Raw genomic sequence first — 21,461 nt, forward strand, 5'->3', positions numbered from 1 at the left:
ATCCTCCTTTTATTTATAAAGCCTCGTAATCTTCCCGTGAAAAACGGTGATACGTCAGGCCGAATTCATTTTCTTCGACACAGTAACAGTATTCATCTACAGACGGGTCTGAAAAAGAAAATACATGGCCCATCTCATGCTCCTCGGATGCGTTTTCTTCCACGGTAGTATGCATTTTCTCTGCATAGGAAGAAAAGCAGTTTCGAACCTGTTCCATTGTGTTTCCAGGCGTTGTGATCACCTGCAGAAGGTTCTGCAGGAGCTCCGGAACAGGGATTTCCCGCTCGATATAAGAGCATCCCTCCTCCGGGATTTCCACACAGTAGCGGTCTTTGACTGCCGAAATAGCGAGCATTCCAAGGCGCGGCTGTACGTTCTTACAGAACGCGGAAAGCGCTTTAGCCAGGTCTTCTGTTTCGTCTAAAGAGAGGGAACAGCGCAGGGACTCCGCCGGGTAGTAGAGCTTCATCGTACCGCCCTCATAGCCGATCTTCACCTGCCATTCCCGAATTGTATCGGTAATATGTTTTTCCAACAGTTTTGCTGTCATGTTTTCTAAGTCACCTCCATTGTGCTGCATGTGCAAAAAACACAGTATTATTATCGCACGAATTGGGCATTGTGTGAACACTTAATTTTTTGTTTTTTACAAAAAGAAAAGAATCACTTTTTTACTCCTCGAAACGGCAGAAACCTCCGCCAGAAAAGCTGGAACAGAGGTTTCTGTGATTTCTTATGTCAGAAGAATTTCTCAGTTATTTCGTTCTGAATTACTCTTCGTCTTCGTTTTTCTTTCTGCCGCGGAGTTTGAATCCAAGTCCGCCGGCACCAAGAGATGCAACTGCCATGCTTACCCATCCCCAGATGTTGGTAGCATCACCGGTCTTTGCATTATCGCTCTTCTTGGAAGTAGAAGTATTGGATACTTTATTACTTGCAAGCGGAGTAGATGTTGCTTTCGGGGTGCTTGTCGGGGTCTTCGTCGGCTGCGTCGTAGGTATTGTGGTAGGAGCAGTCGTCGGGGTTGTGGTTGGTGCTGTTGTAGGTGTAACCGTCGGAGTCTCAGTTGGGGTTACGGTCGGGGTTTCCGTCGGGGTAACAGTCGGAGTCTCGGTCGGGGTTACGGTTGGGGTCTCTGTAGGAGTAGGAGTCGGCTCTTCTGCTGATTTCTTCCAGGTGAAGCTAAGATCCTGATATCCCAGTGAAGAAACTGTAATTTCAAAGGAATCGCCCTCTGCGAACGGTGCTGCATCTGTCTTTAAGGAACCATCCTCATTGAACAGTACAACAGCTCCTCTTCCGCTTGCTGCATATGCTTTTCCATTTACAGTAACAGAGGTAATGTTCTTCAGATAATCTGCAAACTCTTCATCTGTTGCATCCCCGTTCTTAAACAGACCCGGTGTTGTCGTATCTTCGTTAAATGCTGCCGGCATCTCTTCCGTGTAAAGGATAAAGTCTGCGGAAAGATCTGCATATTTACCATTCTTATCGCTGACAGTCAATGTATAAGAACCTTTCTCTGCATTCTTGAAGTACAGAGTATCACCGGACACGGTTCCCGTCAGACCTTCTACTGTATAGACAGCATCGTAATCATCCGGCAGGCCTTCCAGTTTAACAGAAGCATTTCCAGATGTGACAGACGCATTTTCTACAGAAAATTCATATGCAAACTTAACCGGTACATATACATCTGCGTCGACTTCGTAAATTCCCTTGCTGGTGTAATAGGTAATTTTGTTGATGGTCTGTCCCATCATGCTCTTGTAATGTTCCGAGGAGGTCGGGCAGTTATGAACGCTTGTCGTAAATCCAGTGCTCCATGCCAGCTCAGACACTCTCCAGATATTCTCCAGATGACGCATTCCGTAATCGTTGCCCTCTTTTGTGCTGACAACAACACCATATACGGTATCTTCGCCTGCTTTGATGGTATCAGTAAGACCATCCAGATCCAGCTGATAATCACCGTATTTGCTGTTAGTGGAGAGCTCTGCCGTTACATTTTCCAGCTTTGCTGCCTCGGTTCCCTGAACAGCACCAAAGGTTACATTGCCGTCTGCATCTACAGATGCTTCTTTGTAATAAGACGGAACCTCATGTAAAGTGTAATATGCATAGCTTGCATTCTCATACAGTGCATCTTTTCCGGTATACGTTGTGGTGGATGTTTGTCCACGGTTGGTAACGGTGATTTCTACAGAATCCTCATCTGTCACTTTCGTGTATTTGCTCAGATCCATACCCTCTGTTACTTTTACTGGGAAGGTGATACCTGTAATATCGCTTCCGTCTGCATTCACATGGTAAGATCCGCCAGAAAGGGAGGCTGTTCTTGTTTTGTTCTTGGTTGCGGAAGTAAATGCATCTACTGGAATATCGTTATGAACCTCTGCCTGATAGAACTCAGCATACGGAATGTTCATTAATACATACTGGGACTGAAGTGCTTCGATTGCTGCATTCAGATGCTCTGTTGCTTCGTCTACGGTTCCCTGGCTCTGTTTTTTCTCCAATGCTTCTTTTGCTTCTGCCAGTTCTGTCTGCATATTATTCCAGGAAGTTTCCGTGTAAAGATCTTTATTCAGTGCATCTGCCTTTGCAATTGCCTCTTCCAGTGCTGCTGTGCTCTCTACCGGATCAGCTCCTACAATATTCGCTTTGGTTGCTTCAAAAGTGTAGGAAGCATCTGCATAGCCAAGTGCATGAATCGTAATCTTCCAATAACCGGTTCCATCCGTTCCCTCCGGTAAAGTGCAGCGCAGGGAATCGGTAAGGCCAAGCTGGATTCCCATTACTTTATGCATCCAGTTATCTGCTGCGAATTTTGTTCCATACGTTGCTTTTGCATTCGTATAAGTGGAATCATCACCGTAATAAGTCCAGGTTACGGTCTGCAGATTAGCAGCCAGATCGCCGTAATCTCCCGTTAAATCTACGCGAAGGAATTCTCCATAAGAACCATTGGCTTCTTTCACGGTCAGTCCTACGGTCTCAGCATCCGGAGCTGTCTTCAGCGCCTGATCTTTGATTCCGGATTCACTTCCTGTTGTTCTTGCAGAGAAGGAGAAGCTTCCATCTGCATTTTTCACTGCTATCTTCAGACCGTTTGTGTTTTCTGTTACATCTGCAACCAGGCCTGTATAGCTCTGCAGTTTATTTTCAGAAAATCCACCGGAAAGTGTTCCGCCGTTTTCTACCACAGCATACTTTTTGCAGAAATCTTCGTAATCATCTTCCGAAACTTTTACAGGCACATATTTCAGACCTTTTACTTCATAATGATCAATCTGGCTCTTATCGTAAGTTACGGTCTCGCCGTTCGTCAGAACTGCCGTGGTTGCTGCGGTATAATATGCTACATCATAGGTTGTGCCATCTTTCATGTAGATAGTCGCTGCGCACTGGAAGCTTCCTCTGTGCAGTCCATGGTTTGTAGTCGCACGGGTTACAACATCAAAAGCGCCTTTATCACTTTCTTCGCGACTGTCAGTTTCATCCGAACCAGCGTCGCTTCCTGCCGCCTGAACTCCTTCTGCTGCCCAATACTCAGCCCAGGTAAGACCTGCATATACATATTTATATGTTGTTTCTTTCTTCTCATAAGTAAAGGAAAGCGTCTTGTAACCTGTTGCAGTTACTTCGATTTCAAATTTATTTCCTTCTGCAAAAGCGGCAGCTGTCAGATCAAGCGTACCGTCTTCTTTGATCAGAATTGTTTTCCGTTTTCCAGTTGCTGCATATTCTTTTCCATTTACTTTTACCGAAGTGATGTTCTTGATATAATCAGCAAAGTCATCTTCTGATGCATTCTCTGCTTTTACAAGCGCCGGAGCACTTCCTTTTTCGTTGTAAGCAGCCGGCATTGCATCTGTATACAGAGTAAAGCTCTGTGTCAGATCTGCATAAACACCTTTTTTATCATGAATCGTCAGAGTATACATTCCTTTTTTCGCATTTGCGGAATAAGAAATGGTATTTCCGTCTACTGCAAATCCATCCAGACCATCTACGGAATATTCTGCATCATAATCAGCCGGAAGTCCGGTTACGGTCATCGTTGTCTTTCCAGCGGAAAGAGAAGCGTCTTCTACGGATACACTTGCCTCAAATTTTGTTGGAACAAAAATATCATTCACTGGAATCGTGTAGATTCCTTTGCTGGTATAATAAGTAACCTTATTGATATGCTGTCCCATCATGCTCTTGTAATGTGCAGAAGAAGTCAGGCATCCATGTACCTGTGTTGTAAATCCAGTTGACCATGCCAGCTCTGTTCCGCGCCAGATATTTTCCACATGACGCATACCATAGTCATTGCCTTCTTTCGTGCTGACAATAACACCATAGATCTGATCGGTTCCAACATCAATCGTGTTCTCCAGTCCGTCGAGATCCAGCTGATAATCTCCATATTTTGATTCAGTCATAAATTCCGGAGATACATTGGTCAGTTCAATTGCAGTTCCAACTGTTTTTCCAAAAGAAAGAGAGCCATCTGCATTTACCGTTGCTTCTTTGTAGTAAGAAGGTACTTCGCTTAATACATAATATGCATAGTCTGAGTTTTCAAATAAGGCGTCTTTTCCAGTGTATGTCTGTGTAGATGTCTGACCACGGTTTGTTACTGTAATACTTACAGAGTCAGAATCTGTTACTTTCTTAAATTTGGAAAGATCCACTCCTGTTACTTTAACCGGGAAGGTAATTCCATTGATTGCACTTCCATCTGCATTGGTATGATAAGAACCACCGGCAAGAGTGGCTGTTCTTGTTTTGCTCTTCGTTGCGGAAGAAAATACATCCACTGGAACAGAGTTGTTTACATCTGCAGCATAAAATTCATCATACGGAATGTTCATCAGAACGTAAGCCACCTGCTCAGTTGGAGTCTCGGTCGGGGTCGCCGTTGGGGTTGCGGTTGGCGTTGCTGTCGGGTCGCCGTCGGAGTCGGTGCTTTAACAAGGCCTTTTACTGCAGTATTCAGCGCATCTTTCGCGGTATCAACAGCGCTCTGGGATTCTTTTGCAGAAAGAGCAGATTTTGCTGCGGTAAGAGCAGTCTGGACAGCTTTCCAGGAGTCTGCGGTGTAGTCAGCTTCCTTTAATGCTTCGGCATCTGCGATTGCTTTTTCAAGTGCTGTGGTGTCTACTGCTTCTGGAGTCGGGGTTGCTTTTTGGGTTGCTGCAAGAGCCGCGGTTTTTACTGCATTCGAAGTTCTGGTTGCACCCGATACAATATCCCATCCTTCAATGTTTTCAATCGTTGCATCTTTTCCAAGAAGTTTCGTTTTGAATCCTTTGCTGTTTGTAGCTGCTTTTTTAAAATATGTAGCATTTTCTGTATTGTATCCAGAACCAGGTGTTACTGCAATATCAGAAAACTTACCGTCTGCAACTGTGATTTTGACATTAACGTCATATTCATCCCATGCATTCTCATCCTCATCGTCTTCTGCAGTTCTGGTAACATGAGCCGTAGACTCATAAGTGCCATCTGCCAGCACGCCACTTGTAGCATCCGCCAGTGCGGTTCCCGGGAGCAGGCTCATGGTCATGGAAGCTGCCATTACGGCTGCTAATGATTTTTTCTGAAGTTCTTTTCTTTTGATCATAACTTCCTCCTTTTTCCTTTTCCACAGTTTTGCAGGAAAAACAGGGGCAAAACTGTCCTTCATTATTATATTAGTTTTCACTAATCAATAATTGTTTTAACTAACCGTAGATTATTCTACTAATTTTTGATCGTTTTGTCTAACTCTTAACTGATTATTTTTTCTCAAAAGAGGCACAGATTCTGCTTATTGAGTATTTTTACTATTTAATGATCCGATACTGTGAAGTTTGTGGGATGATTTTCGTTCCCACACAGAAAAAATTCCGTAGATATGGAGTTTTCACCGCGAAGAACTCTTTCGTCCATCGCGTTTTACCGCAGAAAGAATGCGGTCCGAAAGGATTCCGATCAGCATTCCGGTGATGACTCCGGCCACGAGAAGCGCCGGCAGATAATAGAACAGTTTGCGGTTCTGCACCACGAGAGCCGCCACGCAGATCTGCGCGACATTGTGCGTCACGCCTCCTGCAATACTTACGCCGGTGATACTAAAGCCCTTGATGTGTTTCAGCAGAAGCATCACAAGAAAGCTCAAAAGCCCGCCGGCAAGGCTGTAAAGGATGGACATTCCATTTCCGAACAGATACCCCATCAGAAGAATGCGGGCGACGGAAATCATCAGGACTTCCCCTGCCGGAAGGAAAAAGAGGCCGACGACTACAACCAGATTGGCAATGCCGAGTTTGATTCCAGGAACACCGAGGTTGATCGGGATCAGTACCTCCACATAACTGAAGATCATGGCAAGTGCCATCAGCATGGCGCATAAGGCAATTTTTCTGCTTGCAGTGCGGCTGTCTCTCATAAATTCCAATTCCTTTCTTCTAAGCTGGTATTATTTTACAATCACATCCGGCGCATCGTCGGCGTCGTCCGTTGTGGATCCGTCACTTTCTACCTCCGCAACCAGCTTATGCGGCAGGCACACGATCGTCTCATTTACCTGGGAAATCGTACCCTGTCTTTTGCAGTAGCCGTCCGGGCAGTCAGCTTCTTCCATATGGGCACTTCCGTTTTCGATCACCAGGACATTCGTTCCGTGACCCGTCTGAATTTTCACGGTCTGATTTTCTGCGAGTGAATACGTTCCGTAGACCTCGCCGTCCACCGTGACTTTCATGGTATTTCCATTTTCCGTTTTCGGCAGCCGAAGTGCCAGGGCAAGGATTCCAGCCAAGAGCAGAACGGCGCCTGCCAGAATCAGATCTTTTTTCTTCATATAGTTTTCCTTATTCTGAATCAGATGCCAGCCCATAACAGCAGTGTCAGCAGGAATACAGCACGGAACAGCGTAAAGAGGATTTCATTTCCGTGAAATTCCTTTACCCCGCAGCGGATATTACCTTTCGGACACGTATCAATACATTTCTGGCACTGGAAACAGTCGCCGGAGATCTCCACGTATCCATCGGATGGCAGTTCCACCGCTGACGGGCACTGTCTCGTGCAGGCGCTGCAGCCGCGGATGCAGTTTTCGCGTTTCCGGTGCAGAGTAAAGAACGGCAGGATCGGAAGCAGAGAAAAGACAGCTCCCATTGGGCACAGGAAACGGCAGAAAAAGCGCTCCTCAAAGAACATGCCGACCAGGATCAGCACCAGAAGAACAATGCCTGGAATATAAGAGGAAAGTCGGAAATTTCCCGCATGCAGCATGGAAAAGACATCCCACGGGCTTGTTCCTCTTGCTTTCTGATAAACTCCTGCAAAGCAGCAAAGAGCAATCAGAAGCAGAATGCCGTATTTGACCAGCGCCAGTTTTTTTGCCAGCTCCGGTTTGATGCATCTGGGCTTCTTTTTACGTTTCTTACAGATTATACCATAAATTGCGTGCATTGCATCCCCCAGACTTCCAAAAGCGCATGCAAAACCGCAGAAAAATCTGCCGAAAACAATCGTAAATGCACAGACAAGAAGCAGAGCCGACACAAACGCGGTCATCTCAATTTTTTCACCCTGTCCAAGCTGCGTAAAAATGTATTTCACTCCGTTAAATGCAGCGGTAAATACTGACGGAAGAAACAGGAAATATAAAAGCTGGATTCCGGCACGCAGGCAGGAAACGATCTGTTTTCTCTTCTTTGCCGGTAATGTGGATAGATCTAAATTTTTCATGTTATTTCTCCGCCTTTTCTATTGCTTCCTGCGCCGCATTTCTGATACCGGTGGAGCTGAATGTTGCTCCGCTGATCGTATCAACATCGGCGGACTGTGCCTCAATAATCTTTGGAATGATCGCCTCCGCGTTTGACAGATACGCACTGTCCTCGCCGTCGGCGGATGTGATGGCAAGATCGGTAATCTGGCCGCCCTCTACGGTTACTTCAACTGCAATGGTGCCGCCGAAGCCGTCAGCTTCACCGTCATACGTACCGTCCACGTACTGCCCTTCTGCTTCTGCTGCTTCACTTGCGGCCGTATCCGCCGTGTTGGATGCAGCTGCTGCGGCCTGCAGATTTTCCTTCTGAAGCTGGGTCGTCTCAAGCTCTGCCGAGAGCCGCGCGATCTGATCCTCTTTGTCTCTTTTATCGAGTACGGTATTGTAGCCGATCAGAACAGCAGCAATGACAGCGACATTCAAAAAACGAACAATCAATTGTCTCATCTGTTTTCCCCTTTATTGCGTTACTTTCGCAGCATCCAGCGCATTCCGGCATGCCTCAAGAATGGCTTTTGAGGAGCAGGTTGCACGGGAAACGGTGTCGATGTTTTCAAGCGTTCCGGTTTCCAGAATCTGAGCGGAAACGCCTTTGATTTTGGAGGTTCCTTCGGATGCGCGGCGGATGTAGGAGGCATTCTGACTGTCTCCGTCACCGGTGATGTTGCTTAACGCTACGATTTTATCGTTTTCAATTGTTACCGTCACAGAAAGCTGATAAGCGGTAAAATCTTCATCTTCATCCGGCTCGCAGACGGCAATCGCTGTGTATTCGCCGTCCTGATAGATCTTTTGTTCCGGAGTTTCCGTCGGGGTTGGTGTTGGCGTCTCAGTTGGCTCCGGGATTTCGGTCTGGGTTGGTGTTTCCGTCGGTGTCGGGGTTGGATTTTTCTTTTCCTCAGTTACGCGTTCTGCCTCTTTTAAAGCTTCCTCGATTGCCGCAAGAATTCCCCTGGAGCTGTAGGTTGCGCCGGAAACGGTGTCAACTTCCAGTGTCTGGTTTTTCACAACGTCCTTTGCTGTCTGTTTTGCGCGTTTTAAGAATGCTTCGTCATCTTCACTCTCGGTCACGAGAATTGCCTTGATCGTCTCATCCTGAATGACAACTGCCGTTGTAATGTCTCCCAGATAGCCCTCGCCGGTTCCGTAGTAAATGCCTTCCTCGTATGGGAATTTTCCTTCCGGAATCGTTGTGGTTCCGCCGCTGCTCGTTCCGTTATCCGGAACGGTCTCGCCGTTTGTTGCCTTCTTCGCATTTTCCAGCGCCTGTTTTACTGCGTTCTGGATGCCGCGGGAGCTGTACGTTGCGCCGGATACGAGATCCACATCGGTTTTCTGTCCGTCTACGATGCGGTCCGCTACGACTTTGGCACGGTTGAAGAATGTCTCGTCATCTTCGTTTTCCAGAATCAGTACCGCTTTGATCGTCTGATCCTGCAGGCTACCGCCACTTTGATGTCTCCCTGGAAACCGGCGGCCGTGCCGTAATAAATTCCGTCCTGATAAGGGAAACTTCCCTTGGATGCAGACGAATTGTTATTGTTCTGATTATTATTCTGGCTGTTGTTTCCGTTGTTTGTATTGCTCTGGCTTCCTCCGTTTGTACTGGAAGACCCGTTCACTGCCGCCTGACTTAAGGCACTCCGCACAGCTTCAATAATACCGCGGGAGCTGTATGTCGCGCCGGAGACCGTATCCACATTCGTACTCTGTGTTGAGATAATCGTCGAAATCAGAGAGGAAGCACTGGAAAGGTAGCTTGGCGTATCGCTGTTTTCCACAATATCAATCGAAGCAATTTTTCCGCCGCTGACAACAACGCAGACTTTCATTGTGCCGCCAAATCCTGTTCCGGTTCCGTAATACGTTCCATCCCGGTAGGCAGCCGGTTCTTCGATTTTAGATACTGTAACGGTTCCGCCGGCAGAGGCTCCGCCGCCTGCCGCTCCTGATGCGGATGCCGGTTCTGAAGTGTCCTCCTGACCGGTCAGTGCATTTTTCACGGCTGCAAGGATACCTTTTGAACTGAAAGTTGCACCGGAAACCGTGTCCACATCCACACTCTGGGATGCGATGATACGGTCGATAACTCCCTTCGCACGGTTCAGGAAAGCTGCGTCCTCGCCGGGAGCGCTTACAATCGAGATCGACTGAATCGTTTTGTCTTTCAATACGACAGAGACTGTAATCGTACCGCCAAAACCTGTTCCGCTTCCTTCGTACGTTCCGTCCGCCAGCTCAAAGCTGCCGGAACCGACGGCTGCGACAAGTTCTGCTTCGGTATCGGTTGTCTTTTTGGTATCGTCCTTCTTTTTTGTATCATCTTTCTTTTCCGCTGCATCGGTATCCTGTTCCGGCTCCGGTGTCACCAGTGCCTCCGGCTGCTCTACGGCGTAAACCGGTGCAGTGTAGCCGTTCAGCGAAATACCGGCACAGGCTGCTACGATAACTGCCGCGAGAGCCGGTGCAAATGCTGTCAGTTTTTTCCATTTTCCCATGGTTATGTATCACCGTCTTTCCTGATAATGTTTGTCTCGTGATCGGATGTGAAATCGTCAGCAATTCCTTCGGTTACATACAGAACGCCGTCCGCATCCTCCAGAATGGTGTCAAATTCATCGCTGTGTGCACGCCAGTATTCGGCCGCCTTGTCCTTCCCCATGATGAAAAGAGAAGTAGAAAGGCCATCCGCCAGTGTTCCGTCAGCACTTACGATCGTCACCGACACCAGACCGTTATTTGCCGGATGACCGGTCGATGGATCGATGATGTGATGATATTTCATGCCGTCCTGTTCGAAATACCGCTCATAGCCGCCAGAAGTAATAACCGCCCGGTTGGCCGTCGAGAGAATGCCGAGATAATCATCCTCTGCCTCCGGACTCTGCACGGCAACGCGCCATTTACTGCCGTCCGTTTTCGTGCCGACAACCTGAACGTTTCCGCCGAGGTTGATGAGCCCGCTCGTCACACCGCATTCCCGGTAAATATCGGCGATTCTGCCGGAGGTATAGCCCTTTGCGATTCCGCCGAAGTCAATTTTCATGCCGTCCTTGGCAAAGCTGATGGATGCGCTGTCCTTGTCGTATAGGATATCATTGGCATCGGTCAGCGGAAGGAGGCTTTCGATCGTCTCATCCGAAGGAATCGTATAATTTCCGGTTGTAAAACCCCAGGCGTCCATGATCGGATAAATTGCGATGTCGAAAACGCCGTTTGTGCTGTCATACAGATCCAGCGAGCGTTCCAGCAGATAGGTGGTATCCTCCGATAAGGTTCCGCCGCCGTTTGCATTGATCTGCGCTACTTCACTCGTCTTCTCTCCGGTCGACAGAAGTGCATCCAGCCGCTCAATCTCCTGCTGCGCCTGATCCACCGCCGTTTCTGCATTCGGACCATAGGCAGTGACCGTCATGTACGTATCCATCGCAAAAATATCTCGGCTGCTCGATGCATCTGCGGCATCGGAAGAAGCTGTGGATGATGCGGATTTCTGCGTGGAATTCTCTTCCGAAGCGTCAGAACTGCTCGAAGACTCCGAAACAGACGCCGGCTGTGTCTGACTTTCACTGCTCTCCGGCTGCGCTGCTGTCCCCGCACCGGAACATCCGCCGACCGTCATCACCATGGCAAGACAAAATGCTGCAACAATTTTCTTTTTCATAAATAAAACTCCATTTTTTCTTATGTTAGGAAATCCTAACTTTGGTATTATAACATTAACTCGTAACTTACGCTATGAATTACTTGATAAAAGTTTTTCAATTAGCGTTCTGCATCTGATAAATTTTCTCATTTTATGTACTCTAAATCAAGTGGATTTTACTGGAATTCAAGCAGCGATATACAAAAAGCCCCCACAGCCGCATTGCTGCGGCCGCGGGGGCTTTAGAAATAACATTTTCAGAAATTACATATGATCGTGGCAGGTACGTGCAATTACGTCCATCTGCTGCTCTTTTGTCAGGTCGATGAATTTAACTGCATAGCCGGATACACGGATTGTGAAGTTTGCATACTCCGGTTTCTCCGGGTGCTCCATTGCGTCGATCAGTTTTTCGGTTCCGAATACGTTTACGTTCAGGTGATGTGCACCCTGCTCGAAGTATCCGTCCAGAACGTGTACCAGGTTCTCGGTACGCTCTTCGTCGTTGTGGCCAAGTGCGCCCGGGTTGATGGTCTGGGTGTTGGAGATTCCGTCCAGAGCGTCCTCATACGGCAGTTTTGCTACAGAGTTCAGGGAAGCAAGAAGTCCGCTCTTCTCTGCGCCGTAAGACGGGTTAGCTCCCGGAGACAGAGGCTCACCGGCTTTTCTTCCGTCCGGCAGAGAACCAGTTGCTTTACCATATACAACGTTGGAAGTAATGGTAAGGATAGAGGTAGTCGGCTCAGAATCACGATAGGTATGGCAGTATTTCAGTTTGTCCATGAAGGTACGAAGCAGCCATACAGCGATCTCGTCTGCTCTGTCATCGTCGTTGCCGTATCTTGGGAAGTCGCCGGTTGTCTCGAAGTCAACAGCCATTCCTTCTTCGTCACGGATAACTTTAACTTTAGCGTATTTGATTGCGCTTAAGGAGTCTACTACGTGAGAGAATCCTGCGATACCGGTTGCAAAGGTACGTCTTACATCGGTGTCGATCAGAGCCATCTCTGCTGCCTCATAGTAGTATTTGTCATGCATGTAGTGGATCATGTTCAGAGTTCCAACGTACAGATGAGCCAGCCAGTCCATCATAACGTCGTATTTCTTCATAACCTCATCATAGTCCAGATACTCAGCAGTGATCGGCTGATATTCCGGAGCAACCTGCTGTTTTGTCTTCTCGTCTTTACCGCCGTTGATCGCGTACAGAAGGCATTTTGCAAGGTTTGCACGAGCGCCGAAGAACTGTATCTCCTTACCGGTCTCGGTAGCAGATACACAGCAGCAGATGGAGTAATCATCGCCCCATACCGGACGCATTACATCATCGTTCTCATACTGGATGGAGCTTGTCTGTACAGAAATATGAGCTGCATATTTCTTGAAAGCTTCCGGAAGATTCTCAGAGTACAGAACAGTAAGGTTCGGCTCTGGGGACGGTCCCATGTTTTCCAGTGTATGCAGGAAACGGAAATCGTTCTTTGTAACGATAGAACGTCCGTCGATTCCCATACCGGCAACTTCCAGAGTAGCCCATACCGGGTCACCGGAGAACAGCTGATTGTAAGACGGAATTCTTGCGAATTTAACCATACGGAATTTCATTACCAGATGGTCGATCAGCTCCTGAGCCTCTTTCTCGGTCAGGATTCCTTTTTCGATATCTCTTTCGATGTAGATGTCAAGGAAAGTAGATACACGGCCAACGCTCATTGCAGCACCGTTCTGAGTTTTGATAGCTGCAAGGTATCCGAAGTACAGCCACTGAACAGCTTCTCTTGCGTTCTTAGCCGGCTCGGAAATGTCATAGCCATAGGACTGTGCCATAACTTTCATATCCTGCAGTGCTCTGACCTGGTCAGCGATCTCTTCTCTTAACTGGAAGTCACCACGACGCATTCCCTGACGATTTGTTGCAGCGAAGTCTGCTTTTTTGCGCTCGATCAGGTAATCAATACCGTACAGAGCAACACGACGGTAGTCGCCTACGATACGGCCACGGCCATAGGTATCCGGCAGACCGGTCAGGATTTTATTATGACGGGCTTTCATCATCTCTGGTGTGTAGATGTCGAATACACCCTGGTTATGTGTTTTGTGATATTTAGTGAAAATTTCATGAAGCTTCTCACTTGGTTTGTAGCCGTAAGTCTCGCAGGACTGCTCAGCCATTTTAATTCCACCATACGGCATAAATGCACGTTTCAGCGGTTTGTCTGTCTGAAGACCAACTACCTGCTCCAGATCTTTCATGCTGTCATCGATATATGCTGCGCCGTAAGCTGTGATTCCGCTTACAACGTCTGTCTCCATATCCAGAACGCCGCCTTTTGCACGCTCTTCTTTCTGGAGTTCCTGTAATTTGCCCCACAGACGGTCTGTAGCCTCTGTTGGTCCCTCCAGGAATTTCTCATCTCCGTCATATGGAGTATAGTTGTTCTGAATAAAGTCACGTACGTCGATGCCTTCTTTCCAGAGTCTTCCGGTAAAGCCATCCCACTGTTCAAATTCTCTCATTTGCTTTGTTCCTTTCTGGTGTTATTTTGTTTCGTCACGCTCCGGCATCTTCTTTGCACCGGGCATGAACACCTCCGCATGCATAATATAACAAATCTCTGCTTTCCGCGCAAGATATGCACTTGAAAAAATACAAGGAAAACCACAAAATCTTGTATTTTTATAAGAACAAAATCTACATGTGGCGCTTTTCTTTTATGCCCCGTATCCGATTTCATATATCTGCTCTGCAAAGTCACAAATAACATATGTTCCATCGGAAAATTCACTCTTCTGTACGCTTCCGTCCACCGTCATACACTCGTGGCGTACCAGTTCCAGGAGTGCCGTTTTTTCATGCAGCTCCGTTACAACGCGGCATCTTTCTGTCATCTCTTCCAGACTGATTTTCTCCCCGTCAAATGCACCATCTGTATTCGGATATGCGCCGTCCCGTACAAGATACGGTGCACCGCCTGCAAGAAGCGCATACAGCATATAGTCCTCGTCTTTTGAAACACGGTCCATCATCCACGGCTCGATCACACAGTCATGATACACAAGATTAAAGAGCGGCACCGGGATTCCTTTTTTCGGTGTCTCTGCCGGGCGCAGCATAAAGTCGTACGGCGCATAATGGCAGAATACCAGATACGGAACGGCCCAGTCGCTGACCTCCTCGGAGCTTGAGAGAATCCCCTGTGATAGCAGCCAGGAGAAGCAGTTTCCGCGGTACGTATAGCAGTCTCTTCTCGTCATCACATGCTCCGGATTTGCGCACTCGTCGCCCTCGTTGCACGTAAACACATCGAGGTATGCACCGTCAAGCCGGATTCCGTTTTTCTTCAGCTCGGCAAAATTCCGTTTCACATAGAACGGTGCCTGCGTTGCACAGAGATAGCTCTGCGGTCCGCCCGCCCAGTAACTGTGTCCCGGTATCGTTCTATCCGGAAGGCGGCAGGCATAATTTTCATCGTAGCTCGGCGCTGCATGGTAATAATCGCGGTACTGGTCGTGAATACCGAATTTGTAGCCGAAATCATGCATCGTATCGACAAGCGATTTCATGTCTTCCCATCCGCCGGCCGCTTGGCATGCCGGTGTGTAGTCCGGATGCTGGTTGTCATACCCCGGTTCTGCCCAGCCGTCCAGATGAAGATAGACTTTCTCTACGCCGAGATCATGAATTTCGCGGATCTGCTGTTCGCGCACGGAAAACGGCACTACGCGGTTATTTTTCTCCGGATTCTGCGGATCGAAAAAGCCGGACTCCGGCTGCACAACCGTCTTGATTCCCGTATGAACAAAACACGTTCCCACAAGATCGTGAATGGACGGATTCTGTACTGCCTTTTCTTTCAAAGTGCGCAGATGGCCCTGTTCCCGTACATACTGACGGTATGTTTTGCAGAGGTCGTTATAATCGCAGTTATTTAAAAACGTATAACGGAATACGCGGCGGTAATTCATTGTTCCAAGGCTTGGCTCCAGCCATGCCCCCACGCTGGTATACGGGCCGCCTGCCGGGTGCTCTGCCTGATAACCGACGTTCCACGGTGTTGTACAGATCGCTGTATAGCCGCATCTTTCCTTCACCTGGCCAAACCACGGCATATAGCCGCCGGAGGTCTCAAATCTGCCGTCAAACGAAAGCTTTCCAAGTTCCGTCTTCCAGGTATTCGGAATCAGAAGTCCCTGTCCCTCGGTAAGGAGTGTATACCAGTCATCGCGCCCGTTTGTAAACTCCATTGCCGTCGGCCACAGCACCTTTACCGGATGCAGTCCCTCCTCGCAGAGCGGAATCCACTCCATCCAAAATGTTTCATCCACAGCTTCGATCCAGATAATCGTCTCGAAGGCATACGGTGTTCCCGCAAATCCCGCATAACGGCTCCGGATGCCGCATCCGACGCCGAAGGAATAGACCTCATGGGAAATCTCCTCTGCATCCAGGAAACGGTATGTTCCCTCTGCAAAAATCAGTTCCGGTGTCTTTTTCGGATCCGTATTCCAGACAACGCCGTCTTTTTCGATCCTAAGTCCCAGCGTCTCTTCATCGAGCATCACAGCAAGCGATCCGCTTTCTATTTTTTTCATCGTGTGATATTCCCCTTTTTCTTTATCATATGCGTTCCAAACACCAGAAAGGCGCAGAGAACCCGTCCGCCTTTCTCTGCACGGTTCCGGATTTTCTGCGCCTTTTTCCACCTAACTTACATAATCTCTTCTTTTTCTACGACTTTACCGTCTCTCCAAATTCTCTCCAGATCGTAGAACAGGCGGTTCTCCTCATCAAAGATGTGGATGACAACATCGCCGTAGTCCATCAGAATCCAGTTTGCGGTCTGATAGCCTTCGATCTGTTTTGGATGTACGCCGGCCTTTCCGAGTACCTCCTCCACGTTGTCTGCCATTGCCTGCACCTGGTTACGGTTGCTTCCGCTGGCGATCATGAAATAATCTGCCAGGGTAGAAACATGGGTAATGTCCAGAATGCGGACATCCATTGCTTTTTTATCTTCCAGTGCTTCCAGTGCAAGTTTTGCAGTCTGTTTTGCTTCGCTCATTTATACTTCCTCCTTTGCCGTCCGTTCCCGGTGCAGTGCCTCATAGAACTGATATGCCTGCTCCGTCATCGGGTCCATCGTCTTCGGGTTTTCCGACAGATACGCCATACTGTCTTTTAAAATTTCATACATGCATTCGTCGATATCGGTGAATGCCAGCTTCCGAAGGCGGGTAAGATGAGGCGCCTTGTTTCGTGCCGGCTCGATATATCTGCGATATAGATGATCTTCTCCAGCAATGTCATATCTTCTTTTCCTGTCGTATGCCAGGTGATGGCGCTTAAGATCTCCGGATCTTCCACCTTATACTTGTCCTTCGCCAGAAATGCACCGAGCTTGGCATGGATCAAAAACGGATTGTTCCGCTCAAACTCAGTGATTTCAATCTTATTTTTCTCACACATGGTGATTTTTTTCTTATTCGGAATGCATTTTGCACAGTCGTGAAGCAGTCCCGCGACACGGGCTTTTTCGAGATCCTCGCCCCATACCATCGCCATGGATGATGCGGTAAACATCACACCGAGCGTGTGATGATAGCGGTCTTCATCGACTTCCTTCTGGAGTTTTTTGTCCAGTTTCCATAAATCGTACTGTTCCATCCTGCTCTTCCTCTAATCCTGATAGATTTTCTGCTCCTGAATGTAGGAAATCACAGAATCCGGCAGATAGTATTTCACGGATTTTCCTTCCCGGATCCATTCCCGCAGTTCGTGGGAAGAAACATCCAGATTCGGTGTGTCGAGTTTCAGAAAGGTACCGTGAAGTTTTTCTGCATTTCGTTCCATACAGGCCAGAAGCTCTTCCTCTTTTGCCCGATCCCTGGTCGCCACAAGGATCTTTGCCGCGGCGCAGATCCGCTCTGGATTTTTCCACTCATCAAAATAGAACAGGGAATCCGCTCCAATGATAAAGTAAAACTCCGTGCCCGGATGTTCCTTCCGCATCGCCTCAAGCGTCCGATAACTGTAGGTATAGCCTCATCTTTCATCTCTTTGGTGCAGAGCACAAAATGCGGATTGGATGCGATGGCACGGCGCACCATCTCGACACGCTGTGCATCCTTTGCCTGTCCCGCCCGGTTCCGCTTATGTGGCGGATTTCCGGCCGGAAGAAACCAGACTTCATCAAGCCCGAACTGCTCGTACGCCGCCTCGCCAAGGATCAGATGACCGATATGAATGGGATCGAATGTGCCTCCCATAATGCCAATTTTTCTGTTTTTCTTTTCCATACGTTTTCCTCAAAAAGCGCCGGAACTGCAGCGGTATGCTCCGGTCCCGGCGGTTCTTTCCTGCGGATTATTTCGGAAGCTGAATTTTCTTTTTCTCTTTTTTGCCCTCTTTGTACAGCACGATCTTTTTGCCGATCACCTGTACGACCTGGGAATTGGTGCGTTCTGCCAGAACTTCTGCGATCTCTCTTGGATCATCGAGGCAGTTCTGCAGTACATTGATTTTAATTAGTTCTCTCGCCTCAAGTGCCTCTGCTACAGCAGCGGTATGCTCCGGCGTGATGCTGCTTTTTCCTACCTGCAGGATCGGTTCCATGGTCATGGCAAGGCCTTTCAGGTATGCTCTCTGCTTGCTGGTCATACGTCTCCTCCTTCGTTATTTATTCGTTCTATTTATAATAATCAAATTCAAATCCATACATCTTGACGGTATCGCCTTCCTGGATGCCGGCCTGCTCGAGTTCGTCTAAGATACCGGTATCTTTTAAGAACCGCTGGAAGAAAGCAAAACCTTTCTCGGAATCCAGATTGGTGTAGCCGAGCATTTTCTCGATCTTCGGTCCCTCGATGATGAAGCGGTGCTCGTCCTCCGGGTCCTGCTCGACGGTGTACGGCAGGTTCTCGGCAAGAAGCATATCCTCCGGGAAGAATTCCTGCTCGAAGACCATACGCTCTTTCGGAAGCTCATCGAGTTTTTTCTGTACGGCATATAAAAGCTCTTTTAAGCCTTTTCCGCTGACGGCAGAAATCGGATAAACCGGGATGCCTTTCGGCTCGAACTCTTTTTTCAGACGTTCCACCGGATCCTCTTCGCCCTCTTCTACATAGATCGCATCGGTCTTATTGGCCGCGATGATCTGCGGGCGTTTTGCGATCTCCGGGTTATAGGCTTCGAGCTCTTTGTTGATCTTGTTGATATCATCCACCGGATCTCTTCCCTCGGTCGATGCAACGTCTACTACATGGATCATCACGCGGGTTCTCTCGATGTGGCGCAGGAATTCATGGCCGAGGCCGACTCCTTCCGATGCACCCTCGATCAGTCCCGGGATATCTGCGATAACAAATCCGCTGCAGCCCTCAAGGTCTACGACACCGAGGTTCGGGGAAAGTGTGGTAAAGTGATAATTTGCAATTTTCGGTTCTGCATTTGTCACGCGGGAAAGCAGGGTCGATTTTCCAACGTTCGGGAAACCGACGAGTCCGACGTCCGCGATGACTTTCAGTTCCATTCTTACTTCCAGCTCCTGTGCCGGCTGGCCTGGCTGGGCGTATTTCGGAACCTGCATGGTAGCGGTTGCGTAATGCATATTTCCGTTTCCACCTTTTCCGCCTTTTAATACAACCTGACGGCGGTTTTCACCGGACATATCTGCGATGACTTTTCCGCTCGCAGCGTCCATAATGACGGTTCCTTCCGGTACTTTCAGGACAATATCTGCGCCGTTTCCGCCATGGCATCTGCGTTTTCCGCCCGGCTCGCCGTCGGTAGCAGAAAACTTTCTTCTGTGGCGGTAATCAACCAGTGTATTCAGTCCTTCGTCAACTTCAAAAATAACGTCTCCGCCTTTGCCGCCATCGCCGCCGTCCGGCCCGCCGTTCGGTACAAAAAGCTCTCTGCGGAAACTGACATGTCCGTCTCCGCCCTTACCGGAGCGGATCAGAATTTTTGCTCTGTCTGCAAACATGGTATTCTCCTGTCTTGTTTTATCTAAATCCCAATCGGTCTGCTGGACCTTTAATTATTATTAACAAAAACGGCTTCAAACCTCTTAAGATTTGAAGCCGCACCTTTGTCTTACTCTTCTGTTGCTACCGGATATACGGAAACCTGTTTTTTGTCACGTCCTTTTCTTTCGAAAGCTACGCGTCCGTCAACCATAGCGAATAAGGTATCGTCTTTTCCGATTCCTACGTTCACGCCTGGATGAATCTTGGTTCCACGCTGTCTGTAAAGAATGTTTCCAGCCTTTACAACCTGTCCGTCAGCTCTTTTTGCTCCTAATCTCTTGGACTCGGAATCTCTACCGTTCTTGGTAGAACCAACTCCTTTTTTATGAGCGAAAATCTGAAGGTTCATATTTAACATGGTATTACACCTCCTTGAATGCGATCTCTAAGTATTGTGCTCCATAATCGCGGCGGATACTTTCGAGGCCCAGCAAAAGTGATTTTACAAGAAGTGCGGTACTTTCAGAATACCCATTCGGGAATGAAAAATACACGTATCCATCTCCAGCCTCACTTATAATCAGATCCTCTGTCAATGTTTCCACGGAATTTACGGTGTTTACAATCAATGCGGAGACAGCGGCACAGATGATATCCTGCCCTTCCTCTGCATAGCCTGCATGACCGTTTGACTCCACGGAGATGTACTCGCCGTCAGACTCTGTTACGGTTATACAAATCATAAGACTTAAGCGTTGATTTTTTCAATCTTCACTTCAGTGTACTGCTGTCTGTGACCGTTTTTCTTATGATAACCAGTTTTTCTCTTATACTTGTAAACGATAACTTTTTTGCCTTTACCGTTTCCAACTACAGATGCGGTTACGGATGCATTTTTAACGTCCTCGCCAACTTTCAGTCCGTCATTGCTTACTGCAAGTACCTGATCAAAAGTTACGGTTTCTCCAGCTTCAACGCCAAGTTCTCTACTCGGATAACATCGCCTTCAGCTACCTTGTACTGTTTACCACCTGTTGCAATAATTGCGTACATATGGCACCTCCCTATCAATTACTCGCCAGATCGGTGGTCTTTCGACTCTTTTACCTCTCTGTGCGGCATACTTCTACAATATATCATCACGTCTGCTGTTTGTCAATAGTATTTTTCAGGAAATTGCAGATTTTTTTTCACATGCAATTGCCAGTGCGCCAGGTCCGATGTGGCAGGCAACGCTTAAGGACAGTGGATGCGCATCGACTTCAAAATCCGGGAAGGCTTCTTTTACTTCGACAATCCATCCATCGATTACTTCTTTGTCGTTTGCGGTATAGGCAATGTGAAGTCCCATGATGCCGGCTGCACGCTCTTTTGCGAAGCGTTTGTCCATATCTTTTTTCATAGCCTTGATCATGGCTTTCTTTGCCTGTTTCACACCGCGCGCTTTTTCAAACGCGTCAAGCTTCTCTCCCTGGATCGTCAGCACCGGTTTGATATTTAAAACGGTTCCGATCATGGCTGCTGCCGGCGTAACGCGGCCGCCTTTTTTCAGGTATTTTAACGTATCTACCATAATATAGATACTTGCATCCAGCGCATCCTCTTCCAGAATTGCTTTGATGTCTTTTGCTGCCACGCCGCGGTTTGCCATTTTCTTTGCATCCAGAACAGACTGCTGCTGCGTAACGGAGATTCTCTGGTTGTTGACAACCTGCACTTTTCCTTCATAGTCCTCGGACAGCACGGTCGCTGTATCACAGGAGGTGGAAAGGCCGCTTGACATCGGAATGTAAACAATGTCATCGTACTCTTCGAGAATTTTGTTCCAGAAATCCATCAGATCTCCCGGAGACGGCTGAGATGTGGAAACAGCCGCATCCTCTGCCAGAATCTCGTAAAACTGTTCCTGTGTCAGGTCGATATCCTCAAACTGGATTTTTCCGCGCATGAAGAAAGGCATCGGAAGGACAAAAACGCCCAGCTCTTTCGCCTGACTCTGTGTAATACCGCTGTTGCTGTCGGTAGCAATAGCTGTTCTTGCCATAGTTCTTATTCCTGCTGTCTCTTTTTAGA

At 47.9% G+C, this 21,461-nt stretch carries 19 protein-coding genes and 3 pseudogenes; all 22 read right to left on the reverse strand.

What is annotated here, in order from left to right:
- Positions 1-13: 13 nt before the first annotated feature.
- Positions 14-550, reverse strand: coding sequence for a DUF3877 family protein (locus DXA93_RS05965; protein ID WP_158583267.1), 537 nt, complete (start codon positions 548-550; stop codon positions 14-16).
- Between the two features lie 220 nt (positions 551-770).
- Positions 771-4,865 carry a penicillin-binding Tp47 domain C-containing protein gene (locus DXA93_RS05970; protein ID WP_119207885.1) on the reverse strand — a complete coding sequence of 1,365 codons (4,095 nt, stop codon included), beginning with the start codon at positions 4,863-4,865 and terminating at the stop codon, positions 771-773.
- Entirely contained in the window at positions 4,865-5,617 is a 753-nt protein-coding gene (locus DXA93_RS05975) for an FMN-binding protein (protein WP_158583268.1), read from the reverse strand. The genes DXA93_RS05970 and DXA93_RS05975 overlap by 1 nt, the downstream gene beginning before the upstream one ends.
- 282 nt (positions 5,618-5,899) lie before the next feature.
- Positions 5,900-6,424, reverse strand: coding sequence for a Gx transporter family protein (locus DXA93_RS05980; RefSeq protein WP_055266099.1), 525 nt, complete (start codon positions 6,422-6,424; stop codon positions 5,900-5,902).
- Between the two features lie 30 nt (positions 6,425-6,454).
- Positions 6,455-6,838, reverse strand: coding sequence for a NusG domain II-containing protein (locus DXA93_RS05985; protein WP_117804978.1), 384 nt, complete (start codon positions 6,836-6,838; stop codon positions 6,455-6,457).
- A gap of 20 nt (positions 6,839-6,858) precedes the next feature.
- Positions 6,859-7,731: a 4Fe-4S binding protein gene (locus tag DXA93_RS05990; RefSeq protein WP_117761496.1), complete on the reverse strand. Its 873-nt coding sequence runs from the start codon at positions 7,729-7,731 to the stop codon at positions 6,859-6,861.
- A 1-nt stretch (position 7,732) separates the two neighbouring features.
- Positions 7,733-8,221 (reverse strand): FMN-binding protein, encoded by a 489-nt coding sequence (locus DXA93_RS05995; RefSeq protein WP_055228158.1) that lies wholly within the window; start codon positions 8,219-8,221, stop codon positions 7,733-7,735.
- Between the two features lie 12 nt (positions 8,222-8,233).
- Positions 8,234-9,298: an FMN-binding protein gene (locus tag DXA93_RS06000; protein ID WP_119207887.1), complete on the reverse strand. Its 1,065-nt coding sequence runs from the start codon at positions 9,296-9,298 to the stop codon at positions 8,234-8,236.
- Positions 9,184-10,272, reverse strand: a complete 1,089-nt coding sequence (locus DXA93_RS06005; RefSeq protein WP_119207888.1) for an FMN-binding protein — start codon at positions 10,270-10,272, stop codon at positions 9,184-9,186. The genes DXA93_RS06000 and DXA93_RS06005 overlap by 115 nt, the downstream gene beginning before the upstream one ends.
- Before the next feature lie 2 nt (positions 10,273-10,274).
- Positions 10,275-11,438 carry an FAD:protein FMN transferase gene (locus tag DXA93_RS06010; RefSeq protein WP_117804979.1) on the reverse strand — a complete coding sequence of 388 codons (1,164 nt, stop codon included), beginning with the start codon at positions 11,436-11,438 and terminating at the stop codon, positions 10,275-10,277.
- Between the two features lie 246 nt (positions 11,439-11,684).
- Complete coding sequence (gene pflB, locus DXA93_RS06015; RefSeq protein WP_117508947.1) at positions 11,685-13,937, reverse strand: formate C-acetyltransferase; 2,253 nt, start codon at positions 13,935-13,937, stop codon at positions 11,685-11,687.
- Between the two features lie 195 nt (positions 13,938-14,132).
- Positions 14,133-16,013, reverse strand: a complete 1,881-nt coding sequence (locus DXA93_RS06020; protein ID WP_055267920.1) for a DUF5696 domain-containing protein — start codon at positions 16,011-16,013, stop codon at positions 14,133-14,135.
- A 116-nt stretch (positions 16,014-16,129) separates the two neighbouring features.
- Positions 16,130-16,483: a ribosome silencing factor gene (rsfS, locus tag DXA93_RS06025; RefSeq protein ID WP_022462899.1), complete on the reverse strand. Its 354-nt coding sequence runs from the start codon at positions 16,481-16,483 to the stop codon at positions 16,130-16,132.
- Positions 16,484-17,085 (reverse strand): annotated as a pseudogene (gene yqeK, locus DXA93_RS06030) (bis(5'-nucleosyl)-tetraphosphatase (symmetrical) YqeK).
- A 12-nt stretch (positions 17,086-17,097) separates the two neighbouring features.
- Positions 17,098-17,430: a nicotinate-nicotinamide nucleotide adenylyltransferase gene (locus DXA93_RS19570; protein WP_330425719.1), complete on the reverse strand. Its 333-nt coding sequence runs from the start codon at positions 17,428-17,430 to the stop codon at positions 17,098-17,100.
- A gap of 92 nt (positions 17,431-17,522) precedes the next feature.
- Positions 17,523-17,717: pseudogene (locus DXA93_RS20515) on the reverse strand (nicotinate-nicotinamide nucleotide adenylyltransferase); the annotation flags it as partial.
- Positions 17,718-17,784: 67 nt separating this feature from the next.
- Positions 17,785-18,078, reverse strand: coding sequence for a ribosome assembly RNA-binding protein YhbY (yhbY, locus tag DXA93_RS06040; RefSeq protein ID WP_022462902.1), 294 nt, complete (start codon positions 18,076-18,078; stop codon positions 17,785-17,787).
- Between the two features lie 28 nt (positions 18,079-18,106).
- Entirely contained in the window at positions 18,107-19,405 is a 1,299-nt protein-coding gene (gene obgE / locus DXA93_RS06045; RefSeq protein WP_022462903.1) for a GTPase ObgE, read from the reverse strand.
- Between the two features lie 110 nt (positions 19,406-19,515).
- A complete protein-coding gene (gene rpmA / locus DXA93_RS06050; protein WP_022462904.1) occupies positions 19,516-19,806 on the reverse strand; it encodes a 50S ribosomal protein L27 in 291 nt (96 codons plus the stop codon).
- A gap of 4 nt (positions 19,807-19,810) precedes the next feature.
- Positions 19,811-20,131 carry a ribosomal-processing cysteine protease Prp gene (locus tag DXA93_RS06055; RefSeq protein WP_055228163.1) on the reverse strand — a complete coding sequence of 107 codons (321 nt, stop codon included), beginning with the start codon at positions 20,129-20,131 and terminating at the stop codon, positions 19,811-19,813.
- 5 nt (positions 20,132-20,136) lie between these two features.
- Positions 20,137-20,441: pseudogene (gene rplU / locus DXA93_RS06060) on the reverse strand (50S ribosomal protein L21).
- A 115-nt stretch (positions 20,442-20,556) separates the two neighbouring features.
- Positions 20,557-21,432 carry a DegV family protein gene (locus DXA93_RS06065; protein WP_055267903.1) on the reverse strand — a complete coding sequence of 292 codons (876 nt, stop codon included), beginning with the start codon at positions 21,430-21,432 and terminating at the stop codon, positions 20,557-20,559.
- Positions 21,433-21,461: the final 29 nt, after the last annotated feature.

Origin of the sequence: Blautia sp. OF09-25XD (assembly GCF_003482095.1) — a bacterium.
Taxonomy (GTDB): domain Bacteria; phylum Bacillota; class Clostridia; order Lachnospirales; family Lachnospiraceae; genus Fusicatenibacter; species Fusicatenibacter saccharivorans.

Excerpts from the sequence above, each read along its gene's own strand:
- DXA93_RS05965 (WP_158583267.1), bottom strand. The coding sequence starts at position 550 with ATGACAGCAAAACTGTTGGAAAAACATATTACCGATACAATTCGGGAA.
- DXA93_RS05970 (WP_119207885.1), bottom strand. The coding sequence starts at position 4,865 with ATGAACATTCCGTATGATGAATTTTATGCTGCAGATGTAAACAACTCT.
- DXA93_RS05975 (WP_158583268.1), bottom strand. The coding sequence starts at position 5,617 with ATGATCAAAAGAAAAGAACTTCAGAAAAAATCATTAGCAGCCGTAATG.
- DXA93_RS05980 (WP_055266099.1), bottom strand. The coding sequence starts at position 6,424 with ATGAGAGACAGCCGCACTGCAAGCAGAAAAATTGCCTTATGCGCCATG.
- DXA93_RS05985 (WP_117804978.1), bottom strand. The coding sequence starts at position 6,838 with ATGAAGAAAAAAGATCTGATTCTGGCAGGCGCCGTTCTGCTCTTGGCT.
- DXA93_RS05990 (WP_117761496.1), bottom strand. The coding sequence starts at position 7,731 with ATGAAAAATTTAGATCTATCCACATTACCGGCAAAGAAGAGAAAACAG.
- DXA93_RS05995 (WP_055228158.1), bottom strand. The coding sequence starts at position 8,221 with ATGAGACAATTGATTGTTCGTTTTTTGAATGTCGCTGTCATTGCTGCT.
- DXA93_RS06005 (WP_119207888.1), bottom strand. The coding sequence starts at position 10,272 with ATGGGAAAATGGAAAAAACTGACAGCATTTGCACCGGCTCTCGCGGCA.
- DXA93_RS06010 (WP_117804979.1), bottom strand. The coding sequence starts at position 11,438 with ATGAAAAAGAAAATTGTTGCAGCATTTTGTCTTGCCATGGTGATGACG.
- pflB (WP_117508947.1), bottom strand. The coding sequence starts at position 13,937 with ATGAGAGAATTTGAACAGTGGGATGGCTTTACCGGAAGACTCTGGAAA.
- DXA93_RS06020 (WP_055267920.1), bottom strand. The coding sequence starts at position 16,013 with ATGAAAAAAATAGAAAGCGGATCGCTTGCTGTGATGCTCGATGAAGAG.
- rsfS (WP_022462899.1), bottom strand. The coding sequence starts at position 16,483 with ATGAGCGAAGCAAAACAGACTGCAAAACTTGCACTGGAAGCACTGGAA.
- DXA93_RS19570 (WP_330425719.1), bottom strand. The coding sequence starts at position 17,430 with ATGCGGAAGGAACATCCGGGCACGGAGTTTTACTTTATCATTGGAGCG.
- yhbY (WP_022462902.1), bottom strand. The coding sequence starts at position 18,078 with ATGACCAGCAAGCAGAGAGCATACCTGAAAGGCCTTGCCATGACCATG.
- obgE (WP_022462903.1), bottom strand. The coding sequence starts at position 19,405 with ATGTTTGCAGACAGAGCAAAAATTCTGATCCGCTCCGGTAAGGGCGGA.
- rpmA (WP_022462904.1), bottom strand. The coding sequence starts at position 19,806 with ATGTTAAATATGAACCTTCAGATTTTCGCTCATAAAAAAGGAGTTGGT.
- DXA93_RS06055 (WP_055228163.1), bottom strand. The coding sequence starts at position 20,131 with ATGATTTGTATAACCGTAACAGAGTCTGACGGCGAGTACATCTCCGTG.
- DXA93_RS06065 (WP_055267903.1), bottom strand. The coding sequence starts at position 21,432 with ATGGCAAGAACAGCTATTGCTACCGACAGCAACAGCGGTATTACACAG.